Here is a 12,655-nt window from a genome sequence, read left to right as displayed (position 1 = left end):
GGGGTGACGAAAACGGAAATTATTGGTCCGGCTCAGGAGCCGGGGAAGAACGGTTTGCCGAGCGACGCCGGCATGTTGACCCGGATCCACGCCGGATTGCGCGAGATCAGCACCAGCACGACGATGGTCGCGACGTAGGGCAGCATGCTGAGGAACTGGCTCGGGATCTCGACGCCCTGGCTCTGCAGATGGAACTGCAGCATCGTGACGCCGCCGAACAGGTAAGCCCCAAGCAGCACTCGTGCCGGGCGCCAGGTCGCGAAGGTCGTCAGCGCCAGCGCGATCCAGCCCTTGCCGGCGACCATGCCCTCGACCCACAGCGGCGTGTAGATCACCGACAGGTAGGCGCCGGCCAGGCCGCACAGCGCGCCGCCGGCGACGACGGCCGCCAGGCGGATCTTGCGCACCGGATAGCCCAGCGCGTGCGCCGATTCGGGCGACTCGCCGACCGCACGCAGCACCAGCCCGGCGCGCGAGCGGTAGAGGAACCAGGCCAGCCCCGCGGTCAGCACGATCGCCAGGTAGACCATCGGGTGCTGGCGGAAGAAGGCCGGGCCGACGAACGGGATGTCCGACAGCAAGGGAACCGCGAACGACGGCCGCTCGCCGAGCTTGCCCTGCACGTAGCCGATGCCGACGAAAGCCGAGAAGCCGGCGCCGAACAGGCTCAGCGCCAGGCCGCTGGCGTACTGGTTGGTGTTCAGCCAGATGACCAGCAGGCCGAACAGCGCCGACAGCAGCGCCCCGGCGCCGATGCCGGCGGCGAAGCCCAGCCAGTCGCTGCCGGTGTGCATCGCGGTGGCGAAGCCGGCGATCGCGGCGACCAGCATCAGGCCTTCGGCGCCGAGGTTGACGATGCCGGCGCGTTCGTTGATCAGCAGGCCGAGCGCGGCGATGGCCAGCACGGTGCCGGCGTTGAGCGTCGCCGCGATCAGCAGGGGAAGGGTGGTGAAGTCCATGTCCTCAGCCCTTGGCGCGGGCGGCGCGCCAGCTGCGCACGCGGTAGTGGATCAGCGTGTCGCAGGCCAGCAGCGTGAACAGCAGCAGGCCCTGGAAGACGCCGGTCAGCGACTTGGGCAGCCCCAGGCGCGACTGTGCGAGTTCGCCGCCGATGTAGAACATGCTCATCAGGATCCCGGAGAAGACGATGCCCACCGGGTGCAGGCGGCCGACGAAGGCGACGATGATCGCGCCGAAGCCGTAGCCGGCCGGCACGTACGGCGTCAGCTGGCCCAGCGGCCCGGCCGCTTCCAGCCCGCCGGCCAGGCCCGCCATGCCGCCGGACAGCAGCAGCGAGGTCCACAGCGCGCTGCGCGACGAGAAGCCGGCATAACGCGCCGCCGCCGGCGCCAGGCCGCCGACCTGCAGCTGAAAGCCGCGGTAGGTGCGGAACATGAAGGCCCAGAAGCCGACCACCGCGACGAGCGCGATGACGACGCCGATGTTGGCGCGCAGGCCGTCGACCAGGCGCGGGATCTTGGTCACCGCGTCGAAGGTCACGGTCTGCGGGAAGTTGTAGCCGTTCGGGTCCTTCCAGGGGCCGTAGACCAGCCAGCCGAGCACCATCTCGGCGACGTAGACCAGCATCAGGCTGACCAGGATCTCGTTGGCGTGGAAGCGGTCGCGCAGCGCGGCGACGATGCTCGCCCAGACCATGCCGCCCAGCACGCCGGCGAAGAGGATCACGACGACGATGCCGCGGCCCATCCAGGCCAGCGACGGCGCCTGCATCGCCACCCAGCCGGCGGCCAGCGCGCCGACGACGAACTGGCCCTCGGCGCCGATGTTCCAGACGTTGGAGCGGTAGCAGACCGCCAGCCCCAGCGCGATCAGCACCAGCGGCGTGGCCTTCACCGTCAGCTCCGACAGCGCGTACAGGTTCTTCACCGGCTCGACGAAGAACACCTGCAGCCCGCGCACCGGGTCCTTGCCCAGCAGGACGAAAAGCACCACGCCGATCAGCACCGTGATCGCCAGCGCCAGCAGCGGCGAGGCGATCGACATCCACTTCGACGGCTCGGGCCGTGCCTCGAGCTTCAACATCAGGCCGTCTCCCGCGGCGCCCACAGGCCGCTCATCCATTCGCCGATCTTCTCGATCGTCGCCTCGGCGACGGGAATCGACGGCGACACGCGCCCCTGGGCGATGACGATCAGCCGGTCGCTGATCTCGAACAGTTCGTCCAGCTCCTCGCTGACGACCAGCAGCGCGCAGCCGGCGTCGCGCAGCTTGAGCAGCTCGCCGCGGATCAGCGCCGCGGCGCCGACGTCCACGCCCCAGGTCGGCTGGCTGACGACGAGCAGCTTCGGGTCGGCGTCGATCTCGCGGCCGACGATGAACTTCTGCAGGTTGCCGCCCGAGAGGCTCTTGGCCGCCGCGCCCGGGCCGCCGGCCTTGACGTTGAAGCGGCGGATGATCGTGTCGGCCAGCGCCGTGACACGCCCGCTGGGGATCCAGCCGGCGCGTGACACCGCCTCGGTGCGCGTCAGCAGCGTGTTCTGCGCCAGGCTCAGCGTCGGCACCGCGCCGCGGCCCAGGCGTTCCTCGGGCACGAAGTGCAGGCCCTCGTGGCGGCGCTTGCGCGCGCCGTGGTGGGCGATGTCGCGGCCGAACAGGCGGATGCTGCCGGCCGGCGAGCGCGTGTCCTCGCCCGACAGCGCGGCCATCAGCTCCTGCTGGCCGTTGCCGGAGACGCCGGCGACGCCGACGATCTCGCCGGCGCGCACGTCGAAGCCGATGTCCTTCAGGTCGACGCCGAACTGGTCCTCGCGCGCCAGCGACAGGCCCTTGACCGCGAGCACGACGTCGCCCGCCGGCCGCGTGCCGTGCTGCAGCTGCGGCGGCTCGGCGCCGATCATCAGCCGCGACAGGCTGGCGTTGCTCTCCTGCGTCGGGTCGACCTCGCCGGTGACCTTGCCGCCGCGCAGCACCGTGCAGTGGTGGCACAGCGAGCGGATCTCGTCGAGCTTGTGGCTGATGTAGAGGATGCTGGTGCCGCGCTCGGCGAGCTGGCGCAGCGTGACGAAGAGCTTGTCGACGGCCTGCGGCGTCAGCACCGAGGTCGGCTCGTCGAGGATCAGGAGCTGCGGGTCGGTCAGCAGCGCACGCACGATCTCCACGCGCTGGCGCTCGCCGACCGACAGCGTGTGCACCGGGCGCTGCGGGTCGACGTCCAGGCCGTAGGTGTGCGCGACCTCGGTGATGCGGCGCGTCACCTCGGGCAGCTTCATCGCCTTGTCCAGGCCGAGCCAGACGTTCTCGGCCGCGGTCAGCGTGTCGAACAGCGAGAAGTGCTGGTAGACCATGCTGATGCCCAGCGCGCGCGCTTCGGCCGGGCTGCGCACCGTCACCGGGCTGCCGTTCCAGCGGATCGTGCCGGCGTCGGGCTGGACGGCGCCGTAGATCACCTTCATCAGCGTCGACTTGCCGGCGCCGTTCTCGCCGAGCACGGCGTGGATCTCGCCCGGCTTGACGCGCAGGCTGACGCCGTCGTTGGCGCGGACCGCGGGGTACTGCTTGGTGATGCCGTCGAGTTCGAGGCGGTGCATGGACTCAGGAGTGCCGCGAACGGACGTCGGCGCCGTCGGCGTGTTGGGGGTCTCGTGGATCGGGACGGGTCGCAAGCGCCGTGCCAATGTCTACATTTTGAAGCATGCGGCCGCGTTCGAAGCGCGGCACGCCGGCCACCCAGGCGGCGGCGACGTTGCGCTCGTCGGCCAGCGTCATCCAGGCGAAGACGCGGGCGTGCAGATCCTGCGCCGGCAGCGTCGCCACCGCGCCGCGCGCCACGGCGTCGCGGTGCAGTGCCGCGGCGCCGTGCGCCCAGTCCCAGGCGACGACGTCGGCCGTCGCGCCGACGTCGAAGTGGCCGATCTCGGCGCCCAGGCCCAGCGCCTCGGCGGCGCCGCGTGTGGCGGCGTGCAGCGCGCACCAGGCGGTCAGCCGCGTGCCGCGCATCGCCTGCACCTTGTAGGCCTCGGCCAGCGTGCGCTGCATCGACAGGCTGGTGCCGCCGCCGACGTCGGTGGCGATCGACACCTTGTGGCCGTGGTCGACCGCCGCCTGCCAGTCGAACAGGCCGCTGCCGAGGAACAGGTTGCTCGTCGGGCAGAACGCGATCTGCGCGCCGGTGTCGGCGAGCAGGCGGCGGTCTTCGTCGTCGAGCCAGATGCCGTGCGCCAGCACCGAGCGCGGCCCCAGCAGGCCGTGGCGGTGGTAGACGTCGAGGTAGCTGCGCGCCTCGGGGAACAGGCGCGCGACCTCGGCGACCTCGTCGCGGTTCTCGGCGACGTGGGTCTGCAGGTAGAGACCTTCGTGGCGCGCGAGCAGCCGCCCGGCCATCGCCAGCTGCCCGGGCGTGCTGGTGATCGCGAAACGCACCGTCAGCGCGTAGGCGTTGCGGCCCTGGCCGTGCCAGCGTGCGATCAGCGCCTCGCAGTCGCGTTCGGCGCCGGCGACGTCGTCGGTCAGCGCCGGCGGCGCGCCGCGGTCCATCAGCACCTTGCCGGCGACGAGGCGCATGCCGCGAGCGCAGGCGGCGGCGAACAGCGCCTCGGCCGAAGCCGCGTGCACCGTCGGGAAGACGACGGCGCTGGTCGTGCCGTGGGCCAGCAGCGCGTCGAGGAACATCGCGGCGCCGGCGGCGGCGACCTCGGGATCGGCGAAACGCTGCTCGGCCGGGAAGGTGTAGGTGTCCAGCCAGTGCAGCAGCCCCGGGCTCCAGCTCGCGATGACGTCGAGCTGCGGGCAGTGCACGTGGGTGTCGATGAAACCCGGCATCAGCAGCCGGCCGCTGTGCTCCTCGCGCCGCCAGTCCTCGCCGGGCGGCTCGCGGCCGGGCAGGGCGCCGGCGATGCGGCCGTCCTCGATCAGCAGCCAGTGGTCGGGGCGCCAGCGAACGCCGTGCAGCGCCGGGTCGCCCCAGCCGGGCGTGGACTCGAAGTCCAGCAGGTCGCCGTGGAGCGCGAGCTTGCTCACCGGGCGCTCCGTGCCGCGTTGGTGCGCCGGGGCAGGCCCGCGGATTGCATGCAAAACCGGGCGCAGGCAGGCACGCGCATGCCGAGGGCAGCGCGCAGGTCGACCTCGGGGGCGCTGCGTTCGGGCTTCACGGTGGTGGTGATCTCGCGCCGGCCCTGTTCCGGGCCGCGTCGCGGGTGACGATATTTTGCCCGTGCCGCACGCCGCCGCCGCTTGCGCTGTACTGTCTTCCAACCGCATTCGATGCTGCCGATGAGCGAAACCCGTCCGATCCGCGTTTTCCACCGCCAGCGCGTCGTCGAGATCGCCGACGCGCCGGCCACGCGCACCGTGCTCGAATGGCTGCGCGAGCAGCAGCGCCTGGTCGGCACCAAGGAAGGTTGTGCCGAGGGCGATTGCGGTGCCTGCACCGTGGTCGTCGGCGAACTGGGCGAAGACGGGCGGCTGAAGCTGGAGACCGTCAACGCCTGCATCCGCTTCCTGCCGACGCTGGACGGGCGCGCGCTGTTCACCGTCGAGGACGTCGCGCCCGGCGGCGTGCTGCATCCGGTGCAGCAGGCGTTGGTGGCGCACCACGGTTCGCAATGCGGTTTCTGCACGCCGGGCTTCGTGATGTCCTTGTGGGCGGCTTACGAACGCCACCAGGCGGCCGGCACGCGGCCGACACGCCAGGAGCTGGCCGACGAGCTGTCGGGCAACCTCTGCCGCTGCACCGGCTACCGGCCGATCCTCGACGCCGGGCTGGCGATGTTCGACGCACCGCCGCTGCGGCTGGACACCGCGCCGGTCGTCGCCGCGCTGAAGCAGATGCGCGAGGCGCCGCCGCTGCACACCGCCTCGGGCTTTCACGCGCCGCGCAGCGTCGGCGAGCTTGCCGCGCTGCGCGAAGCGCGGCCCGAGGCGCGCCTGCTCGGCGGCGGCACCGACATCGGCCTGTGGGTGACCAAGCAGCTTCGCGTGCTGCCCGAGCTGATCTGGACCGGCGACGTGGCCGAGCTGCGCCGCGTCGAACGCCGCGACGACGGGCTGCTCATCGGCGCCGCGGCGTCGCTGGAAGAGGCCTGGGCCGCGCTGGTGGCCGAGCACCCACAGCTGGCCGAGATGTGGCGGCGCTTCGCGTCGCCGCCGGTGCGCCACGCCGGCACGATGGGCGGCAACGTCGCCAACGGCTCGCCGATCGGCGACTCGGCGCCGGTGCTGCTGGCGCTGGACGCGCGCCTGGTGCTGCGCCGCGGCGAACGTGTGCGCGATCTGGCGCTCGCCGAGTTCTACGTCGACTACCTGAAGAACCGGCTGGAACCGGGCGAGTTCGTGCAGGCCATCGTCGTGCCGCAGGCCGCGCCGGGCACCGTCGTGCGCGGCTGGAAGATCTCCAAACGCCACGACTCGGACATCTCGGCCGTCTGCGCCGCCTTCGCCTTGCGCCTGGACGGCGACCGCGTGCAGCAGGTGCGCCTGGCCTACGGCGGCATGGCGGCGACGGTCAAACGCGCTGCCGCTGCCGAAGCCGCGCTGCAAGGCCGGCGCTGGGACGAAGCCGCGCTGCGTGCCGCGCAGGCGGCGCTGGACGCCGACTACACGCCGCTGAGCGACCTGCGCGCCAGCGCGTCCTACCGCATGCAGGTCGCGAAGAACCTGCTCGAACGGCTGTGGCTCGAGACCCGGCCCGACGCGCCGCTGCCCGCTGCGGCGCTGGACGTCTGGCAGCGCGAGGTGCGCGTTTGAACGCGCCGGCGCATCCGCTGTCTGCGGCCGGCGTCGTCGGCCGCTCGCGCCCGCACGAGTCGGCCGCGGCCCACGTCGCAGGCAGCGCGCCTTACACCGACGACCTGCCCGAACTCGCCGGCACGCTGCACGCCGCGCTCGGGCTGTCGCCGGTGGCGCACGGCGTGCTGCGCGGCGTCGACCTGGAGCGCGTGCGCGCCGTGCCCGGCGTCGTCGACGCCTTCTGCGCCGACGCCATCCCCGGCGAGAACCAGTGCGGCTCGCTGGTCAAGGACGAGCCCATCCTCGCCGGCGGCCCGGGCGCCGTGCTGCGCCACCTGGGCCAGCCGGTCTACGCCGTCGTCGCAACGACACGCGAAGCGGCGCGGCGCGCGGCGGCGCTGGCCAAAGAGGTCATCACCTTCGACGCGCTGCCGCCGGTGCTCGACGCGATGCAGGCGCACGCCGCCGGCCAGTACGTCGTGCCGCCGATGCGGCTGGCGCGTGGCGACGCGGCGGCTGCCTTGGCCGCGGCGCCGCACCGTGTCGAACTCGACTTCGGCGTCGGCGGCCAGGAGCACTTCTACCTCGAAGGCCAGATCGCCTACGCCCAGCCGCAGGAGCAGGGCGGCATGACGGTCTTGTGTTCGACGCAGCACCCGAGCGAGATGCAGCACCTGGTCGCGCACGCGCTGCACCGGCCGTCGCATGCGGTGCAGGTCGAGTGCCGGCGCATGGGCGGCGGCTTCGGCGGCAAGGAGTCGCAGTCGGCGCTGCCGGCCTGCGTCGCCGCGGTGGCGGCCGTGCGCACCGGCCGGCCGGTGAAGCTGCGGCTGGACCGCGACGACGACTTCCTCGTCACCGGCCGGCGCCATGGTTTCCGCTACCAGCTCGCGCTGGGCCACGACGACGACGGGCGTGCGCTCGGCGCCGAGGTCACGATGGTCAGCAACGCCGGCCATTCCGCCGACCTGTCGGGCCCGGTGATGACGCGTGCGCTGTGCCACTTCGACAACTGCTACTGGCTGCCCGACGTCGCGATGCAGGGTTACGCGGCGCGCACCAACACCCAGAGCAACACCGCCTTCCGCGGCTTCGGCGGGCCGCAGGGTGCGTTCGCGATCGAGTACGCGCTGGACAGCGTCGCACGCCGCCTGGGCCGCGACGCGCTGGACGTGCGCCGCGCCAACTTCTACGGGGTCGGTGAGCGCGACTTCACGCCTTACGGCCAGCGGGTCGAGGACAACATCGTCGCGCCGTTGGTCGACGAACTGGCCGCCAGCAGCGACTACGCCGCGCGCCGCCAGGCCGTCGCCGCCTTCAACGCCGCCAGCCCGGTGCTGAAGAAGGGGCTGGCGCTGACGCCGCTGAAGTTCGGCATCTCGTTCAACGTCGTGCACCTGAACCAGGCCGGTGCGCTGGTGCACGTCTACCTCGACGGCTCGGTGCTGGTGAACCACGGCGGCACCGAGATGGGCCAGGGGCTCAACACCAAGGTCGCCCAGGTCGTCGCGCACGAACTCGGCCTGCCATTCGAGGCCGTGCGCGTGACCGCGACCGACACGCAGAAGGTGGCCAACACCTCGGCCACCGCGGCCTCGACCGGCAGCGACCTGAACGGCAAGGCGGCGCAGGACGCCGCGCGCCGCATCCGCGAGCGCCTGGTGGCCTTCGCCGCGCGGCGCTGGAGCGTCGCCGCCGACGACGTGCAGTTCGCCGACGGCCGCGTGCAGGCCGGTGGCCAGGCGATGTCCTTCGCCGAGCTCTGCAACGCCGCCTACCTGGAGCGCGTGCAGCTCTGGAGCGAAGGCTTCTACGCCACGCCCGGCCTGTCCTGGGACCGCCAGACGATGAGCGGCAAACCCTTCTACTACTTCGCCTGGGGCGCCGCCTGCAGCGAGGTGCTGGTCGATACGCTGACCGGCGAATGGCGGCTGCTGCGTGCCGACGTGCTGCACGACGTCGGCGCCTCGCTGAACCCGGCGCTGGACATCGGACAGGTCGAAGGCGCCTTCGTGCAGGGCATGGGCTGGATGACGATGGAAGAGCTGGTCTGGCACCCGAAGACCGGGCTGCTGGCCACGCACGCGCCCAGCACCTACAAGATTCCGACCGCCAACGACGTGCCGCCCGAGTTCCACGTGCGCCTGTTCGGCCGGCCCAACGCGCAGGACAGCATCCATCGCAGCAAGGCCGTCGGCGAACCGCCGCTGCTGCTGCCGTTCTCGGTCTTCTTCGCGATCCGCGACGCCGTTTCGGCGGCCGGCGGCCACCGCGTCGACCCGCCGCTGTCGGCGCCGGCGACCAGCGAAGCCATCCTCGCCGCCGTGCAGGCGGTGCGGAGCGCCGCGTGAGGCTGGCCGCCACCGCTGCACTCTGGCGCCGCGAGCGCCGGCCGGCGGTCGTCGTCGAACTGCGTGCGGTGCGCGGCTCGGTGCCACGCGAGGCCGGCACACGCATGCTGGTCGCGGCCGACAGCGTCGAAGGCACGATCGGCGGCGGCCACCTGGAGCTGAAGGCGATCGAGCGTGCACGCGCGCTGCTGCGCGGCGAAGCCGTCGAGCCCGAATGGGCCGTGCCGCTGGGCCCGGCGCTGGGCCAGTGCTGCGGCGGCCATGCGACGCTGGCCTTCCTGCCGCTGTCGGACTGCCCGCCCGAAACTTGGCCGCTGCCGGCGCCGCGTTTCGTGCTGCAGCTGCACGGCGCCGGCCACGTCGGCCGCGCGATCGTGCGGGTGCTCGACGAGATCCCCTGCCGCGTGCAATGGGTCGACGAACGCGACGACGCCTTCGCCGGCGTCGAGCTGCCGCCTCAGGTGCAGGCCGTGGCCGCCGCCGCGGCGGCCGACGAGGTGGCACGCGCGCCGGCCGGCGCCTGCGTGCTGGTGATGACGCACCGCCACGACCTCGACCTGGAGATCGTGCACGCGGCGCTGGCGCGGCCGGAGCTGGGTTTGATCTGCCTGATCGGCTCGCGCACCAAGCGCGAACGTTTCCTCGCCCGGCTGGCAGCCCGCGGCCATTCGGCCGAGGCGCTGGCGCGGCTGGTCTGCCCGATCGGGCTGCCGGGCATCGCCGGCAAGGAGCCGGCGGTCATCGCCGTCGCCGTCGTCGCGCAGCTGCTCGCGCGCGGCTGACGGCACAAAGAAAAAGCGGGGGCCCGAAGCCCCCGCGAACCTTCGACGTTCCTTGAGGAGGAATCAGCCGCCGGTGGCGATCTGGCGCAGCGCCGGTGCGTCGAGCACCTGGACGTTGTAGCCGGCCACCGAGATCACGCCCTGGCGGGTGAGGCTGCGCATCAGGCGCGACAGCGTCTCCGGGGTGATCGCGAGCTGGGACGCGATGTCGCGCTTGCGTTCGGTCAGGCGCACCACGCCGCGCAGGCCGGCGGCGTCGGTCAGCTCGATGCGCTGCACCAGCCACGCGGCGAAACGTGCCGGCGCGTCCTTGTGCATCAGCTCGTGCGTGTTCATCTGCAGCGTCTGCACTTCACGCGCGAGGCTGGCGACGAGGTGGCGGCCGAGCGCGGGGTAACGCTCGATCAGCGCCTGGACCGCGTCACGCGGCAGCTCGACGATGACCGCTTCGGTCGTCGCGCGGGCATCGAGCGCGTGGTTCTCGTGCAGCCACGCGGAGCTCTGGTCCAGCCAGGCCGGGCCGCGCACCGGACGTTCGATGTGGAAGACGCCGTCGGCGCCGCGATAGCCCAGCGCGACGTCGCCGCTCTGGACCAGCACCAGCGCATTGGCGCTGTCGCGACGGTCGAACACGGCCGCGCCGGCCGGAACCGTGCGCATGCGCGCGACCGAGGACAGCGCGAGCTGCTCGGCGGTGGACAGCGCCGGCGTGCCGAAAAGACCTTGCCAGGTGCGCGCGTCCGGACCACGGGTCTCGGGCCGGTCGTCGTCGCGCACCGACACGGCGCTCGGGCGAGCCGTCGTCGTCGGACGCAATGGCGGACGCGCTGGTCGTTCAGCCAGGGCGCCTTCGGGCATCTGGAAACTGTGTTGCATGTTGTCACCCCTACCCGGCCTACAGGCGGGTGGAGGCACTTTCCAGTAGCCCTCCGGGGCGCCAATTGCGCCAGATCAAGCGGGAGGCGCTGCAGCCGGCCCGGAAAAACGGCATCTGCGCCAGGACAAGTGGCTTGCCCGCGCTCAGGTCGGTTACGAGGCGATTCCATCGCCTGCGGCCCTTCGCGCGCCTGATGCGTGCGCGCGTTTCCCTCATGCCGGTGGCCTGACGCGTGCACGGCGCGCCCTCCTGCGGCGAGGGGATGCCGTGCGCGCCGGCCGCTCAGGCGCCGGGCAGGCGGTAGTCCTTCAGCATCTCGCGCAGCTTGTTCTTCTGCATCTTGCCGGTGGCGCCGAGCGGGATCGCGTCGACGAAGACGACGTCGTCGGGCGTCCACCATTTGGCGATCTTGCCTTCGTAGAAAGCCAGCAGCTCCTCGCGCGTCAGCTCGGCGCCGGGCCTGCGCACGACGACCAGCAGCGGGCGTTCGTCCCACTTGGGGTGCGGCACCGCGATGCAGGCGGCGATGGCCACCGCCGGATGCGCCATCGCGATGTTCTCCAGGTCGATGGAGCCGATCCATTCGCCGCCGGACTTGATGACGTCCTTGCTGCGGTCGGTGATCAGCATGTAGCCCTCGGCGTCGATGCGCGCGACGTCGCCGGTGGGGAACCAGCCGCCGCGCAGCGGGTTGCCGCCGTCGCCCTTGAAGTAGCGCGACAGCACCCAGGGGCCGCGCACCAGAAGGTCACCCGAGACCGGGCCGCCCCAGGGCAGCTCGCGGCCGGCCGGGTCGACGATCTTCATGTCGACGCCGTAGACCGCGCGGCCCTGCTTGGCCATCACCGCGTAGCGCTGCTCGACCGGCAGCGCCAGGTGCTGCGGCTTGAACGCGGCCACCGTGCCGACGGGGCTCATCTCGGTCATGCCCCAGGCGTGCAGCACGTGCACGTCGTAGTCCTCGGCGAACTTGCGCAGCATTGCCGGCGGGCAGGCCGAGCCGCCGACGACGGTGCGGCGCATCGAGCTGAACTTCAACTTGTTGGCGTCGACGTAGGCCAGCAGCGCCTGCCAGACCGTCGGCACGCCGGCCGAGACCGTCACCTGCTCGGCCTCGAACAGCTCGTACAGCGACTTGCCGTCCAGCCCCGGGCCGGGGAAGACGAGCTTGGCGCCCGTCATGCACGCCGCGTACGGCAGGCCCCAGGCGTTGACGTGGAACATCGGCACCACCGGCAGGATGCTGTCGTTGGCCGAACAGTTGAGCGCGTCGGGCAGGGCGATCGCGAAGGTGTGCAGCACCGTCGAGCGGTGGCTGTAGAGCACGCCCTTGGGGTTGCCGGTGGTGCCCGAGGTGTAGCAGAGCGAGCTGGCGGTGTTCTCGTCGAACTCGGGCCATTCGTACTGGTCGGACTCGGCGGCGACCAGATCCTCGTAGCAGAGCAGGTTGGGGATCTTCGGGTCCGCCGGCATGTGCGCGCGGTCGGTCATCGCGACGAAGTGGCGGATCGTCTTCGTGCGCCCGGCCACCGCCTGCACCAGCGGCAGGAAGCTCAGGTCGAAGCACAGCACCTGGTCTTCGGCGTGGTCGGCGATGTAGACGACCTGGTCGGGGTGCAGGCGCGGGTTGATCGTGTGCAGCACCGAGCCGGCGCCGGAGACGGCGTAGTACAGCTCCATGTGGCGGTAGCCGTTCCAGGCCAGCGTGCCGACACGCTCGGACGGCTTGACGCCCAGCGCCGCCAGCGCGTTGGCCAGGCGGCGGGCGCGTGCCGCCATCTCGCGGTAGGTGTAGCGGTGGATGTCGCCCTCGACGCGGCGCGAGACGACCTCGCGGTCGCCGTGGTGGCGCTCGGCGTGCACCAGCAGCGAAGAGATCAGCAGCGGCTGCTGCATCATCAGGCCGTTCATTCTTGTCTCCTGGTCTTGTCCTGGCCCGGTGTCCGACGCGGCACGGGCGG

At 72.0% G+C, this 12,655-nt stretch carries 9 protein-coding genes; 3 read left to right on the top strand and 6 right to left on the bottom strand.

Annotated elements, in window-relative coordinates; genetic code table 11:
* Positions 1-32 precede the first annotated feature (32 nt).
* Genes RGE_RS19535 through guaD form a run of 4 tightly spaced genes read right to left on the bottom strand, consistent with a single transcriptional unit; the run spans position 33 to position 4,977 of the window.
* Positions 33-959, bottom strand: coding sequence for an ABC transporter permease (locus RGE_RS19535; protein WP_014430187.1), 927 nt, complete (start codon positions 957-959; stop codon positions 33-35).
* A gap of 4 nt (positions 960-963) precedes the next feature.
* The gene (locus RGE_RS19530; protein ID WP_014430186.1) at positions 964-2,043 is read right to left on the bottom strand and encodes an ABC transporter permease; all 1,080 of its coding nucleotides are present in this window, start codon (positions 2,041-2,043) and stop codon (positions 964-966) included.
* Positions 2,043-3,548: an ABC transporter ATP-binding protein gene (locus RGE_RS19525; RefSeq protein WP_014430185.1), complete on the bottom strand. Its 1,506-nt coding sequence runs from the start codon at positions 3,546-3,548 to the stop codon at positions 2,043-2,045. Before RGE_RS19525 ends, RGE_RS19530 begins: the two co-directional genes overlap by 1 nt.
* Positions 3,549-3,552: 4 nt before the next feature.
* Entirely contained in the window at positions 3,553-4,977 is a 1,425-nt protein-coding gene (gene guaD, locus RGE_RS19520; protein ID WP_014430184.1) for a guanine deaminase, read from the bottom strand.
* A 243-nt stretch (positions 4,978-5,220) separates the two neighbouring features.
* Between guaD and xdhA the strand changes: the two genes are divergently transcribed.
* Genes xdhA through xdhC form a run of 3 tightly spaced genes read left to right on the top strand, consistent with a single transcriptional unit; the run spans position 5,221 to position 9,817 of the window.
* Positions 5,221-6,702, top strand: coding sequence for a xanthine dehydrogenase small subunit (gene xdhA / locus RGE_RS19515; RefSeq protein WP_014430183.1), 1,482 nt, complete (start codon positions 5,221-5,223; stop codon positions 6,700-6,702).
* A complete protein-coding gene (gene xdhB, locus RGE_RS19510; RefSeq protein ID WP_014430182.1) occupies positions 6,699-9,035 on the top strand; it encodes a xanthine dehydrogenase molybdopterin binding subunit in 2,337 nt (778 codons plus the stop codon). The genes xdhA and xdhB overlap by 4 nt, the downstream gene beginning before the upstream one ends.
* On the top strand, positions 9,032-9,817 hold the full coding sequence (xdhC, locus tag RGE_RS19505) for a xanthine dehydrogenase accessory protein XdhC (RefSeq protein WP_014430181.1): 786 nt from the start codon (positions 9,032-9,034) through the stop codon (positions 9,815-9,817). Before xdhB ends, xdhC begins: the two co-directional genes overlap by 4 nt.
* 63 nt (positions 9,818-9,880) lie before the next feature.
* On the opposite strand, the gene RGE_RS19500 is transcribed toward xdhC, so the two are convergent.
* Together RGE_RS19500 and RGE_RS19495 are read right to left on the bottom strand one after the other, a co-directional pair.
* On the bottom strand, positions 9,881-10,600 hold the full coding sequence (locus tag RGE_RS19500; RefSeq protein ID WP_014430180.1) for a Crp/Fnr family transcriptional regulator: 720 nt from the start codon (positions 10,598-10,600) through the stop codon (positions 9,881-9,883).
* 376 nt (positions 10,601-10,976) lie between these two features.
* A complete protein-coding gene (locus RGE_RS19495; protein WP_014430179.1) occupies positions 10,977-12,605 on the bottom strand; it encodes a 3-(methylthio)propionyl-CoA ligase in 1,629 nt (542 codons plus the stop codon).
* Between the last annotated feature and the right edge of the window lie 50 nt (positions 12,606-12,655).

The organism is Rubrivivax gelatinosus IL144 (assembly GCF_000284255.1).
GTDB lineage: Bacteria > Pseudomonadota > Gammaproteobacteria > Burkholderiales > Burkholderiaceae_C > Rubrivivax > Rubrivivax gelatinosus_A.
Note: the sequence above shows the minus strand (reverse complement) of the source record. Positions and strands in the feature narration are given on the sequence as shown.

What these genes read in the sequence shown, in the direction of transcription:
- RGE_RS19535 (WP_014430187.1), bottom strand. Translation starts at nt 959, where the DNA reads ATGGACTTCACCACCCTTCCCCTGCTGATCGCGGCGACGCTCAACGCC.
- RGE_RS19530 (WP_014430186.1), bottom strand. Translation starts at nt 2,043, where the DNA reads ATGTTGAAGCTCGAGGCACGGCCCGAGCCGTCGAAGTGGATGTCGATC.
- RGE_RS19525 (WP_014430185.1), bottom strand. Translation starts at nt 3,548, where the DNA reads ATGCACCGCCTCGAACTCGACGGCATCACCAAGCAGTACCCCGCGGTC.
- xdhA (WP_014430183.1), top strand. Translation starts at nt 5,221, where the DNA reads ATGCTGCCGATGAGCGAAACCCGTCCGATCCGCGTTTTCCACCGCCAG.
- RGE_RS19495 (WP_014430179.1), bottom strand. Translation starts at nt 12,605, where the DNA reads ATGAACGGCCTGATGATGCAGCAGCCGCTGCTGATCTCTTCGCTGCTG.